This is a genomic window from Nocardiopsis sp. MT53 (assembly GCF_019598965.1).
Lineage (GTDB): Bacteria > Actinomycetota > Actinomycetes > Streptosporangiales > Streptosporangiaceae > Nocardiopsis > Nocardiopsis changdeensis.
This window is the reverse complement of the sequence record NZ_CP080599.1, coordinates 3,986,463-4,010,067: the sequence shown is the minus strand read 5'-3', so window position 1 is coordinate 4,010,067 and position 23,605 is coordinate 3,986,463. Positions and strand designations below refer to the sequence as shown.

Genomic DNA, 23,605 nt, shown 5'->3' with positions numbered 1-23,605 from the left:
CTCTCTCCGGAAGCGGCGATCCTAGCGGGCCGCGGGCCCGCCCCGGCCGCCGGGGCGCCCGCCACGCCCTAGCATGTGGACCGACCACCCCGATCGAACCTGGAGACCGTTCGACCATGCTCATCCTGCTGCCGCCGTCCGAGGGCAAGGCCCCCTCCGGCACCGGTCCCGCCGTGGACCCGGAGTCCCTGGTGCTGCCCGCACTGGCCCCCGCCCGCCGGGAGGTCCTGGCGGCGCTGGAGGAGCTGTGCTCGGGCCCGGAGGACACCGCGCTGGAGGTGCTGGGGCTCACCCCGGGACAGGCCGACGCCGTCAAGCGCGACCTGGACGCGGCCACCGCGCCGACCCTGCGCGCCGCCGACCTGTACACCGGCGTCCTCTACGACCGCCTGGGCCTGCCCGAACTGCTCCGGGAGCACCCCGGCCGCGTCCGGGAGCGGGTCCTGGTCTTCTCCGGGCTGTGGGGCGTGGTCGGCCCCGACGACGCGCTGCCGCCCTACCGGCTGTCGATGGGTGTGAAGCTGCCGCCGCTGGGCGGGCTGGGCGCCTACTGGCGCAGGGCCATGGCCGGACCGCTGGGGGAACTGGCCGGGGACCGGCTGCTCGTGGACTGCCGGTCGGCGACCTACACCGCCGCGTTCAAGCCCCGGGGCGCCGCGGCCGAGCGGCTGGTGTCGGTGCGGGTGCTGCGCGAGCGGGTCGTCGGCTCGGAGGTCCGGCGCTCGGTGGTCAGCCACATGGCCAAGGCCACCCGCGGCGACATCGCCCGGTCGCTGCTGGCCGAGGGGGTCGAGGCGGCCGGCGTAGCGGAGCTGGCCGCGGCGCTGCGGGACCTGGGGCACACGGTGGAGACGCCCGAGGCGAAGGCCGGGGCCCCGCGGGTCCTCGACGTCGTCGTGCGCGACTGAGCCGGAGGGACCGGGGGACCGGGGACCGCTCCGTCGCTCTGCGTGAGATAACGAACCGGCATCGCGACTTTATCCCGCACCTACAGGCACTGCGCGAGCATGGGCGGTGTCGGATGGACGACGGAACACCTGGGATCGAATCCACCGCGGCCGGGCGGTACCCGGTCAGGTCGGCGCGTGTGGGAACGGGCCGGCCGATGGTGCGGGAACGCGGGCGTCGCCACACCCGTCGACCGACGAAGGCACCGCGGAACCCGTGTGCCCTCCCGTTCAGCGAACGGAAGGGCACACGGGTTCAGGCCGTCTCAGGCCGCGATGCACTCCGGACGGCCTAGTCCAGGTAGTCGCGGAGCACCTGGGAGCGCGACGGGTGGCGGAGCTTGGACATCGTCTTGCTCTCGATCTGCCGGATGCGCTCGCGGGTGACCCCGTAGACCTTGCCGATCTCGTCTAAAGTCTTCGGCTGGCCGTCGGTCAGGCCGAAGCGCATGGAGACCACGCCGGCCTCGCGCTCGGACAGGGTGTCCAGCACCGAGTGCAGCTGCTCCTGGAGCAGGGTGAAGCTGACCGCCTCGCCCGGCTGGATGGCCTCGGAGTCCTCGATGAGGTCGCCGAACTCGCTGTCGCCGTCCTCGCCCAGCGGGGTGTGCAGGGAGATCGGCTCACGGCCGTACTTCTGCACCTCGACGACCTTCTCGGGGGTCATGTCGAGTTCCTTGGCCAGCTCCTCCGGGGTGGGCTCGCGGCCCAGGTCCTGGAGCATCTGGCGCTGGACGCGGGCCAGCTTGTTGATGACCTCGACCATGTGCACCGGGATGCGGATGGTGCGGGCCTGGTCGGCCATCGCGCGGGTGATCGCCTGGCGGATCCACCACGTGGCGTACGTGGAGAACTTGAAGCCCTTGGTGTAGTCGAACTTCTCCACCGCGCGGATCAGGCCCAGGTTGCCCTCCTGGATCAGGTCCAGGAAGAGCATGCCGCGGCCGGTGTAGCGCTTGGCGAGCGAGACGACCAGGCGGAGGTTGGCCTCCAGCAGGTGCTTCTTGGCGCGGCCGCCGTCCTCGGCGATCCACTCCAGCTCGTCGCGCAGCTCGAAGGAGAGGCCGTCGGCCTCCTCGGCGAGCTTCTCCTCGGCGAACAGGCCGGCCTCGATCCGCTTGGCGAGCTCGACCTCCTGCTCGGCGTTGAGGAGCGGCACCTTGCCGATCTGCTTGAGGTAGTCCTTGACCGGGTCGGCGGTGGCGCCGGCGGCCACCACCTGCGCGGCGGGGGCGTCGTCGTCATCGTCGTACAGAACGAAGGACTCGTCCTCGTTCCCGGTCTTGACCGGGGAGCCCACGGCCTCGGGGCGGGCCGGCTTGAGCTCCTTCTCCGGCACCTCCTCGGCGGTGTCCTCGACCAGCTCCAGCTCGGCGCCGGTGTGCTCGAGGTCGTCGAGGTCGTCCTCGTCGAAGTCCTCCGCGTCCGCGTCCGCCTCCGGCGCGAGCTCCAGGTCCTTCTTGCCCGCGGTCTTGCGGCCGGCGGTCTTCTTGGCCGCGGCGGGGTCCTTGGCGACGGCGGCCTTCTTGGGCGCGGCCGTCTTCTTGGCGGCGGCCGCGGTGGTCTTCTTCGCGGTCGTCGCCTTCTTGGCGGCGGCCTTGCGGACGGGCGCCTTCTTGTCGGCGGCGGCCTCGGCGGAGTCGACGACGGCGGTGACCGTCTCCGGCTGCTCCTGGGCGGCCGCGGCGCGCACCGGCTTGGCGGTCCGGGCCGTGGTGGAGGTCGTGGTGACCTTGGTGGACCTGGTCGAGGTGGTGGACCGCGTGGCCGTCGTCTTGCGCCGCGTGGTCTTGCGCCGGGAGGACGCGGACTCGGGGACGAGTACGGTCACGCCCTCCTTCGCGAGGCTGCGGAGCACGGACTGCGCCTGCGACATCGGGATTTCGGCCTCTTCGAAGGCACGGCGCACGTCCTCGGGCTCAAGATAGCCCTGGGACCGCCCACGCTCGATCAGCTGCTGAATGACGGGCTCTTGCAGTGACTCGGACTGCTTCGAGCGAGTCGAACTGGCAGATGACACAAACACCTCTCGAACGGACGTGTGGCGAGATTGTCGGACCCGGTGGTCCGCCTGGCCGGGACCGGGCACCGCGCCCTCTCCCACCTGCGGCCTGGGATCGTCCCCGCCGGGGCGGGGAAGCCGTTTGTCTTTCAAGCGTATGCGCTCTCGGAGATCATTCCCCGCAGGAGACGCACGGTGAGCGGTCGGCTCTCCGGGCGGCTGCGCGGAATCACCCCCGTGCGGGGCGGAACGGCTTCTTCACTGTAGGCAAAGGAATGGACTTGTTCGTACGGTCCACCGCTCCTCCCCACGGTGTCCTCCTCCGTACGCGACTCAACGGTCGGCGACGGACTCGATCACCGGGAGCTGGACGGCGAGCAGAGTGACGTCATCGTCCTGCTCATACCCTTCGAGCATGCTCTCAACAAGGTACTCCAGCATCTGCTGTGGATCGCCCACCACTTCCGGTGGAGCCGAGGACGCCACGTCGACGAGCTCCTCGAGCCCGGAGTCGACGGACCGTTTGCGGTTCTCGACCAGTCCATCGGAGTAGAGGGCGACGGTGTTACCGGGTTGGACGAAGAATTTGTGGTGTCCTCGCACGGAGGTGATCCCCAGCGGTGTGTCGGGGTCGGTGTCCAGCAGTGAGGGCCGGGTCCCGCCCGCCACGACCAGCGGCGGCAGGTGCCCCGCGTTGCTGAGGTCGAGCTGGCCGGTGACCGGGTCCAGGACGAAGTACACCAGGGTGGTGACCTGGTCCATGGCCTCGGTGGCGCTGAACATGCGGTCCAGCCCGGTGAGGACGTCGGCGGGCTCCGGCATGGAGAACGCCAGTGCGCGCAACGCGTTGCGGATGCGGCTCATTCCCGCGGCGGCCGGGATGCCCTTGCCCATGACGTCGCCCAGCACTCCGGCGATGCGCCCGTCGGGCAGCGGGAAGGCGTCGTACCAGTCGCCGCCGACCTGGACGTGGCGGGAGCCGGACCGGTAGTACGCGGCCAGGCGCACCCCGCGCACGTCGGGCAGCTCCTCGGGGAGCAGGCTGCGCTGGAGCTCCTCCGCGGTGTTGTGCTCCTGCTCGTAGAGCGCGGCCCGGCCGATGGCCAGGGCGCACTGCCCGGCCAGGGCCTCCAGGAACACGCGCTCCTCGTCGCCGATCTCGCGCGGCGCGGTGAAGGCCAGGCGCAGCGCCCCGATGGGGCGGCCCGCCACCATCATGGGCAGCGCGGCCCAGGCCCGCTCGGGGGTGAGGCGGACCAGCTCCTCGACCGCGGGCGCGTCCTCCAGGAGGGCGGCGAGCCCGGCCGGGTCGGCGGCGGTGCGGGGGGCGCGCTCGGCGATGGCGAGCGCGCTGATCTCGGGGTGGCCCAGCGGGAACGACGCGCGGGGCAGCGGATGGGCCCCGGCGGCGGCGACGGTGTCCAGCCGCGCCCCGTTGCGGTCGAGCAGGACCACGCTGATGTGGTCGGCGCCCACGCCGGAGCGGCCGATCTCGGACATGGCGGCGACGACCTCGTCGACGGTGAGGGCCTCGGCCAGGTCGGAGGTGGCCTGCTGGAGGCGGGCGGTGCGCATGGCCGCCTCGCTGAGCTGCTGGTTGAGCCGGCGGCGCAGCTCGTCGGCCTCGCGCTCGGTGGTGACGTCCACGAGGCTGCCCACCCACTCGACGGGCGCCCCGCCCTCGGTCACGGGCTTGGCCCGGGCCCGGAAGTGGTCGTAGCCGCCGGAGCGGGTGCGCACCCGGAACAGCGCGTCGAACGGGGTGCCGTCCAGGACGGCGTCGTCCCAGGCGCGCTCGACGGAGGCCCGGTCGTCGGGGTGCAGGGCGTCGAGCCAGCCGCGGCCGAGGTAGTCCTGCGTGCTCTGGCCGGTGATGTTGCGCCACTGCGGGCTGTCCTCGTGGACCTCGCCCCGGGCGTCGGCGGTCCAGACGACCTGGTTGCCGATCTGGAGCAGGGCGCGCAGGCGCTGCTCGTCGCGGTGCACGCCGCCGCCGTCGCGGATCGCGATGAGGGCGAGCCGGGGGTCGCCGGTGACGGGGTCGACGACGGGGAACCAGGTGAGGTCCCACAGCCGGCCGTCGTCGGTGCGGTGGCGGACGCGGACCACCCGGTCCTCGGCGCGCTCGGCGACCGCCGACCCGGCGGCCGGGACGCCGCAGGCGCGCATCAGCTCGACGGGCTCGTGCCCCGGGCACAGTTCGGGGGCGCGGCCGAGCACCTCGGCGACCAGGCGGTTCGCGGCGATGATCCGCCCGGTGGAATCCATCAGGGCGAATCCGATGGGGGAATCGTCCAGAAGTGCGCGGACCGCGTCGTCCGGAACGGCGTCGCCGTCGGAACGGGGCGGAGGAATGGACGTCTCGGCGCTCACCTGCTCGACACCTCCGCTGAACCCTCGGATTTCCCGACCCGACCGACCGAGCACACGGACCCCTCGTCCCGGGGACCGGACCGCGCGGGGGTGATGTGAATCCGCGGCGCGGTGCCGAAAGGGGATCGGGGGGCTCCACGGCCCTCGGGAGTCACTCCCACGACTCCTCTCGGCCGCTGTCACGGCTCAAGCATAGGACACGCCCGTCCGGGCGCAACGGCCCGCGGGGAGCGGGCCCCGCACGGACGGGGAGGTAAATAGTAGGCCACCGGCGGACCTCGTACGAGGAGACCATTGGTTTTCCACAGGAGTTTTCTCCCGAATTCCCAGGCATCGGGATACTTGTCCGCTTTGGGATCATAGCTTGGAAACAGCTCCGTTATATGCCCGAAACGTCCTTTTCGCCTTGTTGACCTGGGGTGATGGTGGTGTCCGAGTAAACGATGCCCACCTCAGGTTTTATCAACAGCGTGCCGGGAGAGGGGTTGACAGCCCGCTCAGAACAAGTGGAATGGGTGGAGGTCACCGTCCAGGCCATCACCAACCAGGAGTGTGAGCGAGAATGCTCCAGACCTTCCCGGTCCAGGATCTCCGACGGATCTCGGCTCGTCTGCACGACGAGTTCAACGGTCTGTCCCACCGCTGCGTCGAACGGTGCGTCAGCGACGCCTGGAACTGCGCCGAACACCTGGGCATCGCGGTCACGCCGCACCTCGTCGAACGCATCGCCCGCGAGCACCTGGAGGCGATGGTCAACTCGGTGCCGCCCTCCCAGGGCGCGCGCAAAGCGGCCAAAGCGGCCGCCCGGGCCCAGGGGCCGACCCTGTTCGCCGGCCACCGGGTGGTTCCCCGGCCACGGTGATCCGCCCGACCCGCGGCGAGCGGGGCGTGCCCGGCCGGGCACGCCCCGCTCCCCTTTCCGGAGCGGCGGACGCGCCGGGAGGAACCGGGTGAAACCCCCGGACCGTGAATCACGGGCCCCCGGCTGTCATACGCTCGGACCGTGCCCTCCCCTACACCTCCCTCATCCGCGAACCCCGAACCGGTTCCCGGCGCCGCCTTCGACGAGATGCTGCGCGCCGCCAGGGCGATGCTCGCCATGCGGCACCCCCTCGACGCCGAGCTCGCCTTCAGTGAGCTGCTCGGCACCTGGTGGGGCGAGCGCGTGCCCGGGCTCGACGTCGAGCGGGTGCTCGGCGAGGGCCTGATCACCCACGCCGCCGCCTCCGGCAAGCCCGCCGGACTGGGCGTGCTGGCCGCGGTCGCCGCTCTGGGCACCACGCCCGGCCTGCGCCTCCTCGCCGAGCAGGGCATGATCGCGCTGCGCGAGCAGGGGCTCCAGGTCCCCGAGTGGGCGTCCCAGCTGGGCCGGGTCGTACCGCTGGGCGCCTACGTCAACAGCGACCTGTTCGGGGACACCGACGACGTGGTGTGCGTGTTCGGCCGCGGGGAGGGCGAAGCCGCGGCCGTCCCCGAGCACGCGCTCATCCTGGTGGTGGACCACAACGCCGGCGGGGTGCTGCGCGACGCCTGGGTCACCACCAAGGTCGAGAAGCTCCTCCAGGGGTGCCGGGAGCGGGCCGCCGCCGACGAGTTCACCCGGTTCGCCGAACTGGACCCCGCCCAGGCCCGCAGCCGCCTGGTCCGCGCCCTGCGCGTGACCGAACGGGTGATCGCGGGCGGGGGCGCCGACGCCGCCCCGCTGCCGGCCGGCCCCACCGCCGCCGACCTGGCGGGCGGCTCCCTGGCCGCGCACTTCGCCCTGGCCAACGCCCGGGTGCGGACACTGCCGGAGCCCTGCGGCCGGGACGCGCAGGACGGCGTCCCGGTGTGGCGGCGCGACCGCCGGGCGGTGCTGGCCGCCCGCTTCCTGTCCTCCGACGAGGCCGCCGAGCTGTCGGACTCCTACACCGCGAGCCGCTGCGCCGACCACATCATCGCCTACGGCTGCGACGTGGACGCCGGCCGGCCGACCCGGGTGAGCCCCCGCAAGGTGGAGGCGTTCCTGCTGCGCTGGCTGCCCGGCCGGGTGGTGCTGCTGCCCGAGGAGCAGGAGGCCATGCCCCACGTGCTGGCGGCCTGGGTGCGCTGGGCCGGTCCGCGCACCGGCCTGCCCGAGGTCGCCGTCGGGGCGACCCTGGACGCGGTGTGGGAGTCCACCGCCGAGTTCACCAGGGTCTACCGGGACCCCGCCCGACCGCTGGGGCTGCGCCAGGAGGCGGTGCGCAGGCTGCTGCCCGACGGCGACTTCTCGGCGCTGGCCCGGCGCATGTTCGCGTTCCCGCTGCTGGCCAGCGACCTGATCTCGTGGGCCCCCGAGGAGTTCGACCCGGCGACCCCGCGGGGCCGCCGGGCGCTGCTGCGGCTGGACCACTTCGGCGAGTACGAGGCGGCCACCCCGCCCAGCGGCCGCCACTCCACCGGACAGGACCACTGGTACCGCCCGGTGACCGGCGACGACCCGGACCGGGAGCGGGCGCTGGACCGGCACGAGCGGCTGGCCGAGCGGCTGTGGTCCGGGCGCCCCGCCGAGCTGTGGTCGGCCGCGCGGCGGCTGCTCGACCGGGGCCGCGACAGGGCCTCGGTCCTGGCCGAGCTGGGCGACGTGCTCGACGCCGCCACCGACGGCGCCGACCTGCGCCGCCGCCTCGACGCCCTGTAGGCGCGGGTCAGGCGACCATGCGGGCGCGCAGGGCGTCCACCGTGGCCCGGGACAGGCCCAGCCCGTCGAAGACGTAGCCGTCGAAGGAGCCGTACACCTCGTCGATGTGGGAGAACGAGGTCTGGAGGTACTCGGCGCGCACCCTGGTCATCGGCACGACCTCCTCCCACTCCAGGCCGCTGTGCTCCGACAGCATGCGCATCCACTTGTCGGTGTTCTCCTGGCGCTCGTTGCTGGCCAGGTAGTCGGCGACCACCGCGGCCCGGTCCACGCCCAGCAGGGTGAGCAGCAGGGCCGCGCCCCACCCGGTGCGGTCCTTGCCGGCGCTGCAGTGGAAGACCAGGGCCGTCGGGCCCTCGGCCGCGCGCTCGACCAGGTCGCGGTAGCCGGTCAGTGCGGCCCCGTCGGTGACCAGCTCGCGGTAGACGCCGAACATGAAGCGCTCGGCGGCGCCGTCGGCGAACATGGCCCGGGCGCGCTCGCGGTCCAGCAGGGCCTGGGAGAAGTTCGCCCCGGCCGCGGTCGGGTCCTGCACCGAGATGGCGGTGTAGGCGGCGCCCTCGGGGGTGATGTCCGGCAGGCTCTCCCGCTCGTGGGCGGTGCGCAGGTCGATGAGCTGGCGGATGCCCAGGCCGTTGTAGACCGGCAGGTCCGGCTCGGAGATGGTGTGCAGGGCGTCGGAGCGGTACAGCAGGCCGTGGCGGACCGTGCCTCCCCCGGCGGTCCGGTGGCCGCCGAGATCGCGGAAGTTGGGGGCGCTGGAGAGGATGAAACCGTTGTTCGTCACGAAGGCGACGATACCGACCGCCTCCCCGGCGCCCCGAGCCCGGTTCGGGGTCAGGCCCCCTGCCGCATGGCGGTGATCTCCTCCCCCGCCTCCTTGACGTCCTTGGCGGTGTCCACCCCGCGCCAGAACCCGCTGATGCGGTAGGCGGTGAGCCGCCCCTGCCCGGCCAGGTCGGGGAAGGTGGACGACTCGTGGTCGCCCTTGACCGGCAGCAGCGGGGTGATGCCGGGTTCGAACAGGTACACGCCGGCGTTGATCCACACCGGCAGCAGCGGGCTCTGGGTGAACCCCTCGATCCGGTCCTGGCCGTCGACGTCGACGATGCCCCAGGTGGTGCGGAACTGGGCCAGCGCCAGGGTGGCCAGGCCGCCCTTGGCCCGGTGGTGGGCGGTCATCTCGTCCAGCGGGAACCAGGTGAGGACGTCCCCGTTGAGTGCGAAGTAGGGCGCGTCCTGCGCCGGCAGCCCCTGGGAGGCGTAACGCAGGGCGCCGCCCCGGCCGAGGGGTTCGTCCTCGACCAGGAGGGTGATCTCGGGGCCGCCGTCGCGGGAGGCCAGGTACTCGCGCAATACCTCGGCCTTGTACCCGCAGGAGACCACGACGTGCTCGACGCCGTGGCCCGTCAGCCATTCGAGTTGGTAGTCGATGATGGGCCGTCCGGCCACCTCCACCATCGCCTTGGGGCGGGTGTCGGTGTAGGGCCGCAGCCGGGTGGCCTGCCCGCCGGCCAGGATCAGGGCCTGGGTGACGGGCGCCGCGGAGGTTGAGGGTGAAGCGGTCATGCCCGGACACTAGCAGTACGCGGAATCCGGTGGCCGGTGCGCCACCGGCGCCCGCCGGATCAGCTCTGCTGGGTGGCCTCGGCATAGGCGGAGCGGACGTCGGCACTGGTGAGGACGGTCAGTTCGGCGGCGGTCGCCGCGTCGCCGACCTCCTGGGAGACCCGCAGGTCCCGCTGGGAGCACGCCTTCTCGAACAGGGATCGGGCGAAGCGCCCGTTGCCCAGCTCGTCGATCCACCCCTCGGCGCACACGTGGGAGAAGATGCTGCGCAGGTCCTCCACGGCGGTGTCGTCGAAGGCGTCGCCGGTGCGGGCGGCCAGCGCCTCCGCGATCGCGGTGAGCTCGTCGGCGGTGTAGGACGGGAAGCGGACCCGGACGTTGAACCGCGAGGCCAGCCCCGAGTTGGAGGCCAGGAACCGCTCCATCTCCGCCGGATAGCCCGCCAGCACCACCGCCAGGCGGGAGCGGTCGTCCTCCGCGCGCTTGAGCAGGGTCTGCACCGCCTCGGCACCGAAGGCGTCCCCGCCGCCGTACCCCGGGTTGATCAGCGAGTACGCCTCGTCGATGAACAGCACCCCGCCCAGGGCCCGGTCCACCAGCCGGTTGGTCTTGATGGCGGTGGCGCCCAGGTGCTCGCCCACCAGGTCGGCGCGCTGGGCCTCCACCACGTCGGCGCGGGCCAGCATGCCCAGGGCCGCGAAGACCCGGCCCAGCACGCGGGCGACGGTGGTCTTGCCGGTGCCCGGCGGCCCGGTGAAGACGAAGTTCCGCATGGGCGCGTGGTTGAGCAGCCCCTGCTCCTCGCGCAGCCGGGCCACCCGCAGCTGGGCGACCAGCGAACGGACCTGGGCCTTGACCGGCTCCAGCCCGATCATGGCGTCGAGCTCGGCCAGGGCCTCCTCGATGCCCGGCGCCTCGCCGAACCCGGGCAGGCGCGCGGTCAGCTCGTCGTAGGCGGTGATCACGTCGGCGGACCGCAGGGTGATGAGCTCCTCGGCCTCGGGCCGGGGCGCGGGCCGGTCGCCCGCCACCCCGGAGGTGACCACCCGTACGTCGCGGGCCTGGGCCGCCTTCTCCACCAGGGAGCGGGCGAACCGGCCGTTGCCCAGCTCGTCGACGGCCTCGCGCTGCACGGCCTGGTCGAGTCTTCGCCGCAGAGTCCGCTCGGCCTCGGCGTCCAGGACGTCGCCGCGCTGGGCGACCAAGCTCCCGGCGATGCGGAACAGCTCGTCGGCGGTGTAGCTGGGGAAGGTGATCCGGGTGGAGAAGCGCGAGGCCAGGCCCGGGTTGGACGACAGGAAGGCGTCCATCTCCTTCTCGTACCCGGCCAGCACGATGACCAGGTTCTCCCGGTCGTCCTCGGCGCGCTTGAGCAGGGTCTGCACCGCCTCGTTGCCGAACCGGTCGCTCTGCCCGTCGCCTTCGTTGACTAGGGAGTACGCCTCGTCGATGAACAGCACCCCGCCCAGGGCGCCGTCGATGAGGCCGTTGGTCTTGATGGCGGTGGCCCCCAGGTACTCCCCCACCAGGTCGGCGCGCTGGGCCTCCACCACGCGGGCCGTGGGCAGCAGCCCGAAGGAGTGGAAGATGGTGGCCAGGGTGCGGGCCACACTGGTCTTGCCGGTGCCGGGCGGGCCGGAGAAGACCAGGTGGCGGAGCGGCCGCTCCACCGGGAACCCGGCGTCGGCGCGCAGCCGGGCCGCCTCGATGGACGCGGCCAGCCCGCGGACCTGCTGCTTGACCGGGTCCAGGCCGATCATCGCCTCCAGCTCGGCCAGGGCCTCGTCGACCGGCACCGGCTCACCTCCCGCATCGGCGGCCGCCGCGCGCCCGCGGGCGGGTGCCGCGGGCCGGGAGGCGTCGGCGCGGCCCTTCACACGTTCGGAGCGGGCGCCGCGGGAGACCGGGCGGGTGTCGGCCTGGGCGCTCTCCCGGGCGGCCTCGGACTCCTTGCGGATCTGCCGGGACGCGGACAGCCGCCACAGCAGGCAGGCGCCGGCGGCGGCGTAGAGCGCCCCGATCCCCCAGGACGAGGGCGGCGTGGGGGCGACCATGCCGACCAGGGCCAGGGAGAAGCCGAAGACGAGGCCCGCGGTCAGGGACAGCGCGGCGGTGTGCCAGACCGGGAACTCGCGCACGGCGGCTGCCGCCGCCACGACCGGCAGCGGCAGCAGCAGGACGAGCAGGGTGACCGGCTCCCCGGCCAGCGGGAGCTGGAAGAGCGGGAAGGCGACCGCGGTCCAGATCAGGCAGACGACCACGGTGACCAGGGCGTCGGCCGAGCGCATCAGCGCGGCGAAGAGCAGGATCAGGGCCAGCGCGACCGAGACCGCGGTGACCACGGGCACCGAGGCGACCAGGGCGGCGACCGCGACGACGGCGAGCACGGCCACCCCGGCGACCAGCCGTCTGGCCGGGGGGACGGCCCGGTACCTGGTGCGCAGGCGTTCCAGCCCGGAAGGTCCGGGGACCTCGGTACCGGGGCGCGTGTCGCGCGTCATCGGTGCCCCTTCCTGCGTGGGGGTCCGGAGGCGGGCCTCCGGCCGGGGGTCGCTGGCCGGAGGGGGGTCGAGGGGTCGACGCCACGCCTTCAGCTTAGTTCGGTGGGGCCTCCCTGGGCTTGAAGCCCCGGGAGGAATCGCCGCATAGACCGTACCCGGCATCCGGTGACGCGGGTCACCCCCGGGAAAAAGGGCGTCCGAGCGCGTTCCGCCACCATGCGGGTGCAGAATGCAACCCGTGTCGACGATCACGGTGCAGGTGAAGCTGACGCCGTCGCCCGAGCAGGCGGCGGCGCTGGCGGCGACCCTGCACGCGGTCAACACCCAGGCCAACCGGGTGTCGCAGGTGGCCTTCGACACCGGCACGACCAGGAACTTCCCGCTCCGCAAACTGGTGTACGCGGATGTGCGGGCAGCGGGGATCGGCTCCCAAGCGGCCCAGCACCTCATCAAGAAGGTCGCCGACGCCTACACCTCCCTGGCCACCGGCATCCGCAACGGCGACCACGGCAGGCCCGGATCGAAGCGCCGCCGCGGAGCCGGGTCCAAGCCGATCGTGTTCCGATCCGACGCGGCCCAGCCCTACGACGCCCGCAACCTGTCCTTCGCCCCGGACGCCCGCACGATCTCGCTGTGGACCGTGCGGGGACGGCTGAAGGGGGTGCCGTTCACCTGCTCACCCGCCCAGGCCAAGGCGCTGGCCGAGCACAAACGGGGCGAGGCCGACCTGGTGGCCCGGGACGGGACGTGGTACCTGCTGGTCAGCGTGACCGTGCCCGACGCCCCCGAGTACGAGCCGGACGGGTTCTTGGGCGTGGACCTGGGCATCGTCAACATCGCCACCACCAGCGACGGCCACATCATGGCCGGGCGCACACTGAACCGGTACCGCAGGCGCCGGCTACGGCTCCGCGCCAAGCTCCAGGCCAAGGGCACCAAGAGTGCCAAACGCCTGCTGAAGAAGCAGCGCCGCAAGGAGTCCCGCCACACACGGGACACCAACCATGTCATCGCCAAACGCATCGTGGCCGAGGCCGAACGCACCGGACGAGGAATCTCCCTCGAGGATCTGACGGGGATTCACGCACGGGTACGGCACCGCAAGCCCCAACGGGCCGCGCTGCACAGCTGGTCGTTCCGCCAGCTGGGAGACTTCATCACCTACAAGGCGAAACGGGCCGGGGTGCCGGTGGTGTCCGTGGACGCGGCGTACTCCTCACGCGAGTGCGCCCACTGCTCCCACACCCACCGCCACAACCGCATCTCCCAAGCCCGTTTCATCTGCCGGTCGTGCGGCGTCGTTGCGCACGCCGACCGCAACGCTTCCCGCGTCCTGGCCCGCAGGGGCCAGGACGCGTGGAACGCGGGGCGTGAGTCACGCGTCCCCACCGCCCCCTAGATCGTTGATGGGGAAATGTGTCCTGGTCAGTGGTCGTAGGCGATCAACGACCGCTTGACCGGGGCACCCACCAGCCAGTTGTGCCAGATCGCGGCGTTGAGCGCGCAGATGCGCTGGCACACCCGCGCCCACAGCCCCTCACTGGTGCGAGCCTGGTGGCGCTCCAGGCCGAGCTGGTTCTTCAACGTCCAGATGACGGCCTCGATCCTCTGACGCAACCAGCCCGGGAACCGGCCCTCGACGGATTCGCCCTTGAGCGCCGGACGCACCAGGGCAAACCCCAACCCGGCGGCCGCCGTCTCGATACCGACCCCGGCGAAGCCCTTGTCGCACACGATCACCGCCGGCCCCGGAGCGCACGGTCGGACGTGCAGCAGATGCAGTGCCTGTTTGCGTTCGTCCAACTCCTTGGGGTGGGCCAGGGAGAACGCGCACACCGACCCCTCCGCGGTAGTGATGAGCACGAGCTTGGCACCCCAGTAGAAGGCGTGGTGGGACACGTCCCGCCCGTACCCGGCCACCTCGCCCGGGCCGGAGCGGTCCACCGTCACGCGAGAGGCCCCGCACCGCACCGGGGTGCCGTCCATCAACCGCAGGTTCTCCCACCAGGTCGGGACGGAGCGGGCCGGCCACATCGCGGCCTTGAGCAGGACCGGGGCCGCATCGCGCAGGTGGCGGTTGTACTCGGACTGGCCGGGCAGGCGGGGGAACAGGTGCCCGATCCGGGCCGGTGCCGCCCGCATCCAGTGGCGTTCGGAGTCACACCTGAGCAGGACCTGGGCCAGGGCGACACAGACGAGTTCGGCGTCGGTGAGCTTTCGGGGGCGGCCCGGGCCGCGGCGCTGGTTCGCCGAAGGGAGCACATGGTCGTCGAGATGGACGTAGAGTGCTGTCAGAAGGGCGTCAAGGTCATTGGTCACACTCTGATCCTCGACGCCCTTCGCCATGCGCGCAGCGGGTTCAGGGATTTCCCATCAACGATCTAGGGGTGGTCGGACGGAGGAGCCCACCCGGCAGCCGGTCGGGCGCCACCTCCAATCCCGGGATCGCGGTCCCGGGTGAAGTTGACCCTTGCCCCAACCGTCCCCGGTTGTCCAGTGCGGGGCGGCGTGTCGCCCCGCGCACCGCGGGGGCGCGGGCCGTCACAGCAGGGGGATCTGGCCCCCGGGGCCGGGCCGGGGCCTGCGCAGGTGGCTCCACCGGGGCAGGTCGTCGAGGTAGGACCAGCTCATCCGGTGCTGCGGGGTGGGGCCGTGTTCGGCCAGGTGGGCGCGGTGGACGGGCGAGGGGTACCCGGCGGCCCGCTCGAAGGCGTAGCCCGGGTGCAGCTCGGCGAGCTCGGCCATGTGCGCGTCGCGGCGGACCTTGGCCAGGATCGCGGCGGCGGCGACGCTCACGCAGGTGAGGTCGCCCTTGACCTGGGTGCGGACCCGCCAGGGGCGGCCGATGAAGTCGTGGGAGCCGTCCAGCAGGACGGCGTCCGGGCGGACGGTGAGCCCCGCCAGGGCCCGGCGGGCGGCGCGGCGCAGGGACTCGGTCATGCCGACCTCGTCGATCTCGGCCGCCTCGGCCCAGCCGAAGGCGTGGTCGGCCACCCAGGGCTCCAGCCGGGCGGCCAGGTCGCGGCGGCGAGCAGGGGTGAGGCGCTTGGAGTCGGTCAGGCCGGCGGGCGGCTCGCCCTCGCCGGGGACGGCGGCGCAGACCAGCAGCGGCCCCGCCCAGGCGCCGCGCCCCACCTCGTCCATTCCCGCGACGACCCGCGCCCCGGCGGCGCGGAGCTCGTCCTCCACCTCGTAGGTGGGTGCGGCGGGGGCTGCGGCGGGTGCTTTGGCGGCGGGCTCGGAGATCGACACGTTCCCAGATTAGAGGGCGGCGGCGGGCTCCGCCGCCGGTTCGCGCAAGGACCGGGACAGGCCCACGGCCACGACCAGTGAGGCCAGGGTGGCCAGGGAGGCGGCTGTGAGGAGCACGGGCTGCCCGACCACGGCCAGGGCCGCGCTGCCGGCGGCGAAGCCGACGTTCTGGGGGGCGAAGGCCCAGGAGAAGTACCCGGCGCGCTGCCCCGGCGGGACGGCGAGGTCGATCATGTGCGAGCGCAGGCCCAGCAGCGCGGCCACCGGGAGCCCGCTCAGCGCCAGGGCCAGGGCGGCCAGGGGTAGGGCTGGTCCCGAGGCCAGCAGCAGGCAGCCCGCGACCAGCAGGGCCGCCGCGCCGAAGGCCCACAGGCCCTCGCGGCGGCCGGGGGTGCGCGCCGCGTGCACACCTGCGGCGCGGACGACTGCGACACCCCGTTCCTGGACACCTCGCACCGGGCGAACCGGCACTACTGCTCCCCGCGCTGCTCCACCCGGATGCGGGTGCGCCGCCACCGCGAGCGGACGCCGGAGGCGGGCGCCGCGTCCGGCTGACACCGGGGCCGGGCGGCTCCGCGACGGCCGCGGGCCGCCACCAGGGAGCCCGCGGAGCGGCCGAACGCCGGGAACGGGCGTCCGGGACGGGTCTTTGCACGACTCGCCGTTTATCACACCGCGTCATGGCTCATGACTTTCGGTAGTTTCCGCTTGTCAGGACCGCGCACAGGTGTGACCCGGAGGAATGGACATGCAGCGCCCCACCCGGCATCCCCGGAGCCAGAGGCCACGCCCCCGGTCGCGCGTCCGCCTGCGCCGCCGCGGCCTGTACGACATCGGGGCCGCGCTGACCCGGATCGGCGTCGGCTGGGTGTTCGCCGACCACGGCCTCGCCCTGCGCGGCCAGGAGGCGCGGCTGGCCGCCCACCTGGCCGAGTCCGGGACGCCCCTGCCCTCCCTCGCGGTCCACCTGCTGCCCGCCCTCATGGTCGCCACCTCGCTGTCCTTCGCCGTGGGTCTGCTCACATGGCTCGCCGGCCCCCTGCTCGCCCTGTGCGCGGTGCTGGGCGCCCTCTCCCCCGCCTCCCCCGGGCTCTCCCCGTTCGACTCCTGGCCGGTGACGGCGCTGGTCACGGCGGTATGCCTGCTCATGGCGGTCAACGGCGGGCGGTGGTCCTGGGACCACCTCGTGCTGGCCCCCGAACCCGCCGAGCGCCCCGAACGGCGCAGGGCGGCCCGTCCCCGCCCGGACCGGGCGGAGGGGAAACCTCCCGCTATTTCCACGCGTCGCCCCGAACACGCTCCGCCGCTGCTCTATCCTGTGGGACAGGCCGCTGTACGTCGGCCGTCTCAACTGTGACGCGGCCCGTTCCGGCTCCTCCTTCTCACGCCCTCCCGGGACCGCGTCCGTCACCAGCATGGATTCGGTGGGGGGAACACCATGTCCGCCGTAGGTTCCGGCCCGACCCCTGACGGGTCCGTGGCCAAACTGATCGAGATCGCCGAGAAGCCCACCCTGGGCCGGCGGCTCATCAGCTGGGCCTCCCGGCCCCCGGGGCGGCTCTACATCCCTTCCTGCACGGTGGTGGCCCTGCTCATCCTCTTCGAGGACAGCGTCCCCTCCGGCCACCTGCCCACCTTCGTGGTGGGCCTGGTCGGCGGTATGCTGCTGGCCGGGATGGGCGCGCTGCGCCTGGGCATCGCCCTGGCCGTCGCCCGGCCGATGATCCGCCACTACTGGCTGCGCTGGATCTCCGCGCCGCTGATCGCCGCCCTGGCCATCGGGGTCTCCGCGGCCGACGTGCCGCTGAGCGCCCGGGTGCAGGCCTCCGCCGAGGACCTGCTGGCCATGGCCGACCGGGCCGACGAGTCCTCCGCCATCCCCCTCAACGGGGAGCGGGCCGGGCTGTACTCGCTGCGCAGCCTCAGCGTGACCGAGGGGGTGCTCCACTACGAGGTGGAGGGCGCCGGGCTGGTGGGCCGCTCCGGGCTGGCGCACAGCGACGGGGACCTCCCCGAGGGCGTGTTCGTCAGCGGGCAGGGCACGCGCATCTACGAGCACGTCACCGACGACTGGTACGTGTGGGTGGAGCACTAGCGGCGGGGCCGCGCGGCCGGGGGACCTCCCCGGGGAGCCGCACACCGCGACATCCGGACGAGGGCCCGGCGGCGCAGGCCGCCGGGCCTTCTCCGTGCCTTTGCCGGGGCTTGTGCTCCTCCAACGCGGTTCTCACCTTGGCCGTGTAGACAGAGAGGTGCCCGGGAGGGGTCCCCCTGACCCCGGCCCGACGGCGGACCCTGAGGAGAGGATTCATGCGCGAGTTCACGCTCACCCTTCACCTGCGCATCCACGACTCGATCACCGCGCTGCGCCGGGCCCACGCCCGGGGCGACGACGACCTGGCCCTCGGCCAGGCCGGGGAGATCGAGGACCTGGTGGAACTGGCCGCCCGCAACGGCATCGACATCGGAACGGGCTACGCCGACCTCTCCCCCCGCGGCTGACCGGAACGGAGAAGGGCTCCGCGACCACGAGGGTCGCGGAGCCCTTCCGCTCTCAGGGGGTACGGGTCAGCGGCGGCCGCCGAACCCCTCCCCGTTCTCGAACTGGTGCCGCATGGCGATGTCCTGCTGCTCCTGGTACTCGTCCGCCAGCTGCTGCTGGCGGGCGGCAGCGGCGGCGACCGCGCCGCGCGCGGACTCCAGGCCCTCGACCGCCTTGGCCGTCGCGCTCGCGGCCCGCGCGCCGTTGCCCAGAACCTGCGGCAGCAGCTGCGCGGTGAGCAGCGTCGACAGCGCCGAGGAGTCCCCCGACCCGGCCTCGGTCTGCACCACGACCGGGCGCGGGGCGCGCTCGGCCAGGGTCGCGCCCACGTCCAGGCGGCGGCGGGCCAGCTCGTACTCCAGCACCGCCCGGTTGTCCCGGTAGGCGGTGGCCAGGCGCTGCTGGGCCTTGGCCTCGTTCTCGGCGGCGACCAGGTCGGCCCGGCCGCGCGTCTCGATCTCGTAGCGCACCCGCTGCGCCTCGGTCTCCTGCTCCTGGAGCATCTGCGCGACGTCCTTGCGGGCCTTGTTCAGGGACGCGTTGACCTCGACGATCTTGGCGTCCCGGACCTTCTTGGACCGCTCGATGTCCATCAGCAGGGTGTCGATGCGGCGCTTGCGGGTCAGCTCCCACTCCTGCTCGTAGGCCACCAGCTCCTTGGACACCCGCTCCCGGGTGGCCAGGTGCTGCTGGTACTGGTTGGGCAGCTGCACGTCGGGGATGTTGCAGCCGGTGATGACCACGCCGTACTTCTCCAGCTGCTGGTTGAGCAGGGTGCGCATGTCCTCGACGTTGGACCCGCGCAGGTCGTAGGCGGCCTCGGTGCGCACCAGGCGGCTGCGCTGGCGGATGGCGTCCTGCACCGCGCTGGACAGCACCAGGTCGAAGTTGCTGGCGCCGATCGACAGCACGAACCGCTGCGGGTCGTGGATGCGGAACTTCAGGAAGAACTCGATCGACTTCAGCGGCACGTTCTCGCGGGTCGGGCAGGCCACCACGGGTGCGGTGTACGGGATCTCCGTGCTGGTGTCCACCACGTAGTCCACGCGCTTCCACGGGTGCCACAGGTAGTGGCGGCCCGGGGCGATGACCTTCTGCACCTTGCCGTACTTGGTGAGGATGCCCTGGGTGCCGTGCTCGATCTCGATGATCGAGCTGCGCCACCACCACAGCACCGCCACCACGATGGAGATGACGCCGACGAACAGGGCGGGCAGCGCCAGCACCGCGTTGATCGGCGCGGACATCGCGCCCTCGACCGCCACGTTGATGGACATGACCAGGCCCGAGGTGAGGGCGAACAGCCCGATCCACACCAGGACCATCCACCGCAGGCCGCGGTTGTCCTTGGGGATGACCACGGGCACCACGGCGCCCTGGTCGCCGCCGCGCAGCAGCCCGGCGAGATCGCTCCAGGAGGAGAGGGACTCCTTGATGCTGGAGCCGCTCCTGACATTGACCTGCTGGCTCATCTAGCGGCCTCCCTCGAACGTGTCGGGTCCCTGGGACCACGGCGGCAGCGGCGGGTCCTGCGGGTCGGCGTAGGGCTCGGCCGCGGGCGGGGCCTCCGGGGCCGGCTCCTGCGGCGCCGACTCGGCGTCGCGCGCCTCGGCCAGCCGCTCGTCGATGGCCTGGTCGGACACCGACTGGCGGATCTCCTCGACCAGGTCCTCGCCGGGGGCCTGCGCGTCCGCCGGGGACTGCTCCCGTCCGGCGCCGTCCTCGCGCAGCAGGGCGTCGATCTCGTCCTGGCGCTCGGAGATGCGGGCGTTGATCTCGCCCAGGCGGGAGCGGATCGCCTCCATGTCCTCCTGGGAGAACAGGGCGGCGTCGGCCTGGCCGATGATCTCCTGCGCGATGCGCAGGTAGTCGACGCTGGCCGCGTCCCCCGAGCCGATCCGCAGGACCTGGGGCAGGCTGTCGGCGACCTCCGAGAGCTTGTCCAGCAGGCTCTCGCGGAACCGGTAGTTGAGGATCTCCGGGGCCTCGGCCGCGCTGACCGCGCGGATGTCCAGGGCCTGGGCCTGCAGCAGGGCCGCGTTGGCGTTGGCCTCGGACTCGGCCTCCACGAACCGCTGGCGGGCCAATGCTCGGGCGCGGTTGGTCTCCCGCTCCAGGGCGGTGTCCATCTGCGCCTGGTACTGGGCGATGTCGGCCTGGATCGCCGACAGCGTCTCGTTGAGGGTGGCCAGCTCCTTGTTCAGGTCGCCCTCGTTCTGCTCCTTGCGCAGCTGCAGCTCGTACTCGAACGTGTAGGCGTCCTTGGCGACACGCACCATCTCCGACGCCGCCAGGTCCATCCGGTACTCCTGGCTGGAGGGCTCGGCGTGGGTGATGTTGGCGCTGGTCAGCACGACGATGTCGCTGAACTGGCGGTTGAGCTGGGCCAGCAGCCCCTGGGTGCTCTCCCCGACCAGGTCGTAGATCGCCGAGGCCTCCTGCTCGTAGATGAGGCTGCGGGTGGTCTCGCTGATCGCGTTGTTGAGCTTCTCCTGGAAGCCGTGCACGCCGCCCAGCGTGTAGACGAACCCCTCCGGGTTCTTGATCTGGAACTGGACGAACAGGTCGACCGACGCCTGCACCCCGCTCTTGGTGGGGGCCGAGCGGATGGGCGCGTTGAACGGGTACTCGCGCACCACGTTCACGATGTAGGACACCCGCTTCCACGGGTTGAACAGGGTCACCAGGCCCGGCGGGTAGATGCGCTCCATCCGCCCGAAGTGGGTGACGATGGCGACGCAGCCCTCCGGCACCATGACCATGCCCTGGCGCCACCACATGAAGGCGGTGATGGCGATGGTGATGATCCAGTAGTGGAGGCCGAAGAACGGGTTGAGCAGCGCGTTGCCGCCGGCCAGTGAGTACGGCAGGAGGACGAGGAGGGCGCCCACCAGGCCCAGCGCGATGAGCGCGACGGCCGGGAGCATGGTGACGAACGTGCGGCCCCGGGGGATGACCATCGGGCAGACCACGTGCACCGGGCCGTTGGGGCCGCGCTCGTAGCTGCTGCGGTTGATGGCCTCACCGGCGTTGTTGAGCGAGGCGGTCTTCTGCTCGATCCGAGTGCCCACGGAACCGCCCTGGTCGCGGGCGGCGACGAAGTCGCTCGGGTCGAGTCCACCACCTTCGGTGACCTGCCTGGAGGTCTGTTGCAGGGCGTCGGTCACGGCCTGCCGCGGGTCGCCTCCCTGGGCGACCGCCGCGGCCGCGCCGCGCACCGTCTGCGCGAACGACATGGGCGGGAACTCCTAGGTTCGGAGATGTCTGGGAACTATCCGCTTCGACGCCGCGTATCGGGGACCGGTTCCAGGTCGACGGCGGTTCCTGTGGGGCGAATGCCATAGCGGATGGTTCCGACCTTCGCATATGTGATGCCCGGAACCCAGAGGCGCCCCCGGAGCGTGGCCGTACGGTGATCACCCCGCGTCGGGAGCGTGCCGAATGGCACCCCCGGGACGCGGGCGATAACGTCGTTCGCGCGTACCGTCCCCGAACACGAGGAGCTCCCATGGCCGCCGTACCGAGCGCCGTCCTGACCACCGCCGGGCTCATCGGCGGCTATACCGTGGCCAGGGCCACCGGGAACCGGCCGCTGGGCGGCGCCGTCCTGGCCGGGTTCGGCGCGGCCGCGTTCGAGACCTGGCGCCGCGGCCCCGGGCTGGGCACCGCCGTCGCCCTCACCGGCGTCTACGTGGCGGCGTTCGGGCTGTCCCACCCGCTGGCCAAGAAGATCGGCTCCTGGCCGGCCGTGCTGGGCGTGACCGCGGCCACCGCCGCCGTCGCGGTCGCCGCCGAACGCGACTGACCGCGGGCGGGGCGTCAGCGGCCGTGGATGTAGGCCTCCAGCTGGGCGCGGTCGTACTCCAGGCCCCGCACCCGGCTCTTGACGACGTCGCCGATGCTGACGATGCCCGCCAGCCGGCCGCCCTCCACCACCGGGACGTGCCGGAACCGGCGCCGGGTCATGGTCTCGCCGATCTCCTCGACGGTGTCGCGCGGTGTGCAGGTGACCACGTCCGCGGTCATGATCGAGGAGACCGGCGCGGCCAGGAGGTCGGCGCCGTGCCGCTCCAGGCCGCGCACCACGTCGCGTTCGGAGGCGATGCCCAGCAGGCGGTCGCCGTCGGTGACGACGACGGCGCCGATGTTGTGCCGGGCGAGCTCGGTGAGCAGCAGCGCGACGGTCGCGTCGGGCGGGACGCGCACCACGTCGGGTCCCTTGGTCCGGAGGATCGCGGCGATCAGCATGGGGTCCACCTTCCGCGGGCGTGTCGCTGCTGAAGGGCTACCCGCCGCCCTGCACGCCCAACCACCGGTGTCCGCCCCACGGGACGGGCTCGGTGGGGCCGGCCCATGCCGCCAGCAGGGTGCGCCCCAGGCGGCGCGCCCGCCGCGGGTCCCAGCCCAGTCTCTCCGGCGTGTTCGCGTGGAGGTGGCGGGTGAGCTCCTGCACCGCGCGGAACCTCGCGGACGTGGGCCCCAGCCGGGACACGTGCTCGAAGAACGCCGTGACGGCGACCCGCGCGTGCGCGTAGCCGAGCAGGTCGGTGCCCATCCCCCGGCAGTGGGTGAGCGTGAGCAGGAACAGGCCGGTGTTGTCCACCAGGGCGGGGTCGGCGTCGGGCCGGGCCACCTCCTCGTGCGCTCGGGTCCCTACCAGGACCGCGTGCGCGAAGTACCCCTGGGCGATGTCGCCGTCCGCCGGGCGGCGCAGCAGCCACTGCCGCGCCTCCTCCGTGTCCTGGCGCAGCAGCGCCTTCACGGCGTACACCAGCCCCCACCCCTGGGAGCGCTCGGCCGCCCAGAGCAGGGAGTCCGTCGCGTCCGGCAGCCGCTCCAGGATCCGGTAGGCCAGCGGGCCGAAGGTCTCCGAGTACAGCGAGACCGTCTGTACCAGCGGAATGTCGGCGGGTTCGGCGCTCTCCAGCAGCAGAGCCAGTCCGATGAGGACGGAGTTGACGTCGGTGGCGCGGCGGACCAGCCAGCGGCCCGTCCGGCGGGCGTGCGCCGGGTCCGCCTCGCGCACGGCCTCGGTGATCCGCTCGTCCCGGAAGATCGGCACGGCCACCTCGCGCACCGCCCACCCCAGGAAGCGAGGGTGCAGGTCCGGCCAGGCCAGGTGGGCGCGCACGGCCTCGGCGGCGTCGATCCCGATCCGGTCGCGCGGCGCGTGGCGCAGGTTCATCGCCCCCTCCGGGAAGGGGTCGTTCTGCGGCTCCAGGGGGCCGTCGGGGATGCGGGCGTGCAGGCACAGGGCGTGCTCGTACAAGGAGATCCCGGCACCGGGCGCCGGGCTCACCACGCGTTCGTGGACTCGCTTCCGTTGGTCATGCGGGGAATGCTCCCACGCCTCCCCGCCCCGCACAAGGCGTTGCGGAAACGGCCACCCCCGTTCACGCCCGGGGAGTTCGCCGGGCTGCACTGCGCGGGCTCAGACGGACCAGAGGGCACCGCGGCGGTGGCGGCCGGAAGGCCACACGACCTCCTCGGCCGCGTCCGGGACGAGGTGCCCGTCGGCGGTGACCGCGCGTCGGGTCAGGCCGACGGCCCGGCGGGCGCGGCAGCGCTCACGCCGTTCGGCGACGGCCGCCTCCGCACCCAGGGAGCCGTCCCGGACGAGGACCCGGGCGAGTTCGTGGACCCGCACCCGGCGGACCACGCGTTCCGGGGGACGGCCGCGGGCGTACCGCAGGCCGACCAGCGGCCTGCCCTCCCGGTGGATCCGCGCGTGGTGGGCGGTGCGCGCCATGGGTGCTC

22 protein-coding genes are annotated in these 23,605 nt (G+C 72.8%); 9 read left to right on the top strand and 13 right to left on the bottom strand.

Annotated features, from left to right (window positions below; all coding sequences use genetic code 11):
- Nucleotides 1-116 precede the first annotated feature (116 nt).
- On the top strand, nt 117-908 hold the full coding sequence (gene yaaA, locus K1J57_RS17920) for a peroxide stress protein YaaA (protein ID WP_220559710.1): 792 nt from the start codon (nt 117-119) through the stop codon (nt 906-908).
- A 331-nt stretch (nt 909-1,239) separates the two neighbouring features.
- On the opposite strand, the gene K1J57_RS17915 is transcribed toward yaaA, so the two are convergent.
- Together K1J57_RS17915 and K1J57_RS17910 are read right to left on the bottom strand one after the other, a co-directional pair.
- Nucleotides 1,240-2,856 carry an RNA polymerase sigma factor gene (locus K1J57_RS17915; RefSeq protein WP_370634436.1) on the bottom strand — a complete coding sequence of 539 codons (1,617 nt, stop codon included), beginning with the start codon at nt 2,854-2,856 and terminating at the stop codon, nt 1,240-1,242.
- A gap of 426 nt (nt 2,857-3,282) precedes the next feature.
- Nucleotides 3,283-5,322, bottom strand: a complete 2,040-nt coding sequence (locus K1J57_RS17910) for a SpoIIE family protein phosphatase (RefSeq protein WP_220559708.1) — start codon at nt 5,320-5,322, stop codon at nt 3,283-3,285.
- A 562-nt stretch (nt 5,323-5,884) separates the two neighbouring features.
- Between K1J57_RS17910 and K1J57_RS17905 the strand changes: the two genes are divergently transcribed.
- Nucleotides 5,885-6,184 carry a hypothetical protein gene (locus tag K1J57_RS17905; protein ID WP_220559706.1) on the top strand — a complete coding sequence of 100 codons (300 nt, stop codon included), beginning with the start codon at nt 5,885-5,887 and terminating at the stop codon, nt 6,182-6,184.
- 207 nt (nt 6,185-6,391) lie between these two features.
- Complete coding sequence (locus K1J57_RS17900; protein ID WP_220565622.1) at nt 6,392-7,984, top strand: hypothetical protein; 1,593 nt, start codon at nt 6,392-6,394, stop codon at nt 7,982-7,984.
- Between the two features lie 7 nt (nt 7,985-7,991).
- Here K1J57_RS17900 and K1J57_RS17895 read toward each other — a convergent pair whose 3' ends face one another.
- Genes K1J57_RS17895 through K1J57_RS17885 form a run of 3 tightly spaced genes read right to left on the bottom strand, consistent with a single transcriptional unit; the run spans nt 7,992 to nt 12,054 of the window.
- Complete coding sequence (locus K1J57_RS17895) at nt 7,992-8,771, bottom strand: tyrosine-protein phosphatase (protein WP_255646407.1); 780 nt, start codon at nt 8,769-8,771, stop codon at nt 7,992-7,994.
- A 50-nt stretch (nt 8,772-8,821) separates the two neighbouring features.
- Nucleotides 8,822-9,553, bottom strand: a complete 732-nt coding sequence (locus K1J57_RS17890) for a nucleotidyltransferase family protein (protein ID WP_220559704.1) — start codon at nt 9,551-9,553, stop codon at nt 8,822-8,824.
- 59 nt (nt 9,554-9,612) lie between these two features.
- Nucleotides 9,613-12,054 carry an AAA family ATPase gene (locus K1J57_RS17885; RefSeq protein ID WP_220559703.1) on the bottom strand — a complete coding sequence of 814 codons (2,442 nt, stop codon included), beginning with the start codon at nt 12,052-12,054 and terminating at the stop codon, nt 9,613-9,615.
- Nucleotides 12,055-12,283: 229 nt separating this feature from the next.
- Between K1J57_RS17885 and K1J57_RS17880 the strand changes: the two genes are divergently transcribed.
- The gene (locus K1J57_RS17880) at nt 12,284-13,453 is read left to right on the top strand and encodes an RNA-guided endonuclease TnpB family protein (protein WP_220559702.1); all 1,170 of its coding nucleotides are present in this window, start codon (nt 12,284-12,286) and stop codon (nt 13,451-13,453) included.
- A 26-nt stretch (nt 13,454-13,479) separates the two neighbouring features.
- On the opposite strand, the gene K1J57_RS17875 is transcribed toward K1J57_RS17880, so the two are convergent.
- From K1J57_RS17875 to K1J57_RS17865, 3 genes are all read right to left on the bottom strand, one after another.
- Nucleotides 13,480-14,373: a transposase gene (locus tag K1J57_RS17875; RefSeq protein WP_220559701.1), complete on the bottom strand. Its 894-nt coding sequence runs from the start codon at nt 14,371-14,373 to the stop codon at nt 13,480-13,482.
- Between the two features lie 222 nt (nt 14,374-14,595).
- A complete protein-coding gene (locus K1J57_RS17870) occupies nt 14,596-15,306 on the bottom strand; it encodes a ribonuclease HII (protein ID WP_260697199.1) in 711 nt (236 codons plus the stop codon).
- Between the two features lie 9 nt (nt 15,307-15,315).
- On the bottom strand, nt 15,316-15,714 hold the full coding sequence (locus K1J57_RS17865; protein WP_220559700.1) for a hypothetical protein: 399 nt from the start codon (nt 15,712-15,714) through the stop codon (nt 15,316-15,318).
- Between K1J57_RS17865 and K1J57_RS17860 the strand changes: the two genes are divergently transcribed.
- From K1J57_RS17860 to K1J57_RS17845, 4 genes are all read left to right on the top strand, one after another.
- Nucleotides 15,709-15,861 (top strand): CGNR zinc finger domain-containing protein, encoded by a 153-nt coding sequence (locus K1J57_RS17860; protein WP_255646406.1) that lies wholly within the window; start codon nt 15,709-15,711, stop codon nt 15,859-15,861. The two genes, K1J57_RS17865 and K1J57_RS17860, sit on opposite strands and share 6 nt — an antisense overlap.
- 193 nt (nt 15,862-16,054) lie before the next feature.
- Nucleotides 16,055-16,663, top strand: a complete 609-nt coding sequence (locus tag K1J57_RS17855) for a DoxX family protein (RefSeq protein WP_220559699.1) — start codon at nt 16,055-16,057, stop codon at nt 16,661-16,663.
- An 81-nt stretch (nt 16,664-16,744) separates the two neighbouring features.
- On the top strand, nt 16,745-17,401 hold the full coding sequence (locus tag K1J57_RS17850; RefSeq protein WP_220559698.1) for a hypothetical protein: 657 nt from the start codon (nt 16,745-16,747) through the stop codon (nt 17,399-17,401).
- A 215-nt stretch (nt 17,402-17,616) separates the two neighbouring features.
- Nucleotides 17,617-17,808, top strand: coding sequence for a hypothetical protein (locus K1J57_RS17845; RefSeq protein WP_220559697.1), 192 nt, complete (start codon nt 17,617-17,619; stop codon nt 17,806-17,808).
- 66 nt (nt 17,809-17,874) lie between these two features.
- Here K1J57_RS17845 and K1J57_RS17840 read toward each other — a convergent pair whose 3' ends face one another.
- Complete coding sequence (locus tag K1J57_RS17840; RefSeq protein WP_220559695.1) at nt 17,875-19,320, bottom strand: SPFH domain-containing protein; 1,446 nt, start codon at nt 19,318-19,320, stop codon at nt 17,875-17,877.
- Nucleotides 19,321-21,084, bottom strand: a complete 1,764-nt coding sequence (locus tag K1J57_RS17835) for an SPFH domain-containing protein (protein WP_220559694.1) — start codon at nt 21,082-21,084, stop codon at nt 19,321-19,323.
- Between the two features lie 272 nt (nt 21,085-21,356).
- Here K1J57_RS17835 and K1J57_RS17830 point away from each other — a divergent pair, with 272 nt between their 5' ends.
- Nucleotides 21,357-21,653 carry a hypothetical protein gene (locus tag K1J57_RS17830; protein WP_220559693.1) on the top strand — a complete coding sequence of 99 codons (297 nt, stop codon included), beginning with the start codon at nt 21,357-21,359 and terminating at the stop codon, nt 21,651-21,653.
- 14 nt (nt 21,654-21,667) lie between these two features.
- Here the strand turns inward: K1J57_RS17830 and K1J57_RS17825 are convergent, their stop codons facing one another.
- The 3 genes from K1J57_RS17825 to K1J57_RS17815 all read right to left on the bottom strand — a co-directional run bounded on the left by K1J57_RS17825 (nt 21,668) and on the right by K1J57_RS17815 (nt 23,597).
- On the bottom strand, nt 21,668-22,096 hold the full coding sequence (locus K1J57_RS17825) for a CBS domain-containing protein (RefSeq protein WP_220559692.1): 429 nt from the start codon (nt 22,094-22,096) through the stop codon (nt 21,668-21,670).
- Nucleotides 22,097-22,133: 37 nt separating this feature from the next.
- Nucleotides 22,134-23,147 carry a hypothetical protein gene (locus tag K1J57_RS17820; RefSeq protein ID WP_220559691.1) on the bottom strand — a complete coding sequence of 338 codons (1,014 nt, stop codon included), beginning with the start codon at nt 23,145-23,147 and terminating at the stop codon, nt 22,134-22,136.
- Between the two features lie 132 nt (nt 23,148-23,279).
- Nucleotides 23,280-23,597 carry a hypothetical protein gene (locus tag K1J57_RS17815; RefSeq protein ID WP_220559690.1) on the bottom strand — a complete coding sequence of 106 codons (318 nt, stop codon included), beginning with the start codon at nt 23,595-23,597 and terminating at the stop codon, nt 23,280-23,282.
- Nucleotides 23,598-23,605 lie beyond the last annotated feature (8 nt).

Coding starts and splice junctions, on each gene's coding strand:
- yaaA (WP_220559710.1), top strand. CDS start 117: ATGCTCATCCTGCTGCCGCCGTCCGAGGGCAAGGCCCCCTCCGGCACC.
- K1J57_RS17905 (WP_220559706.1), top strand. CDS start 5,885: ATGCTCCAGACCTTCCCGGTCCAGGATCTCCGACGGATCTCGGCTCGT.
- K1J57_RS17900 (WP_220565622.1), top strand. CDS start 6,392: ATGCTGCGCGCCGCCAGGGCGATGCTCGCCATGCGGCACCCCCTCGAC.
- K1J57_RS17890 (WP_220559704.1), bottom strand. CDS start 9,553: ATGACCGCTTCACCCTCAACCTCCGCGGCGCCCGTCACCCAGGCCCTG.
- K1J57_RS17885 (WP_220559703.1), bottom strand. CDS start 12,054: ATGACGCGCGACACGCGCCCCGGTACCGAGGTCCCCGGACCTTCCGGG.
- K1J57_RS17880 (WP_220559702.1), top strand. CDS start 12,284: ATGCAACCCGTGTCGACGATCACGGTGCAGGTGAAGCTGACGCCGTCG.
- K1J57_RS17855 (WP_220559699.1), top strand. CDS start 16,055: ATGCAGCGCCCCACCCGGCATCCCCGGAGCCAGAGGCCACGCCCCCGG.
- K1J57_RS17850 (WP_220559698.1), top strand. CDS start 16,745: ATGTCCGCCGTAGGTTCCGGCCCGACCCCTGACGGGTCCGTGGCCAAA.
- K1J57_RS17845 (WP_220559697.1), top strand. CDS start 17,617: ATGCGCGAGTTCACGCTCACCCTTCACCTGCGCATCCACGACTCGATC.
- K1J57_RS17840 (WP_220559695.1), bottom strand. CDS start 19,320: ATGAGCCAGCAGGTCAATGTCAGGAGCGGCTCCAGCATCAAGGAGTCC.
- K1J57_RS17835 (WP_220559694.1), bottom strand. CDS start 21,084: ATGTCGTTCGCGCAGACGGTGCGCGGCGCGGCCGCGGCGGTCGCCCAG.
- K1J57_RS17830 (WP_220559693.1), top strand. CDS start 21,357: ATGGCCGCCGTACCGAGCGCCGTCCTGACCACCGCCGGGCTCATCGGC.
- K1J57_RS17825 (WP_220559692.1), bottom strand. CDS start 22,096: ATGCTGATCGCCGCGATCCTCCGGACCAAGGGACCCGACGTGGTGCGC.
- K1J57_RS17815 (WP_220559690.1), bottom strand. CDS start 23,597: ATGGCGCGCACCGCCCACCACGCGCGGATCCACCGGGAGGGCAGGCCG.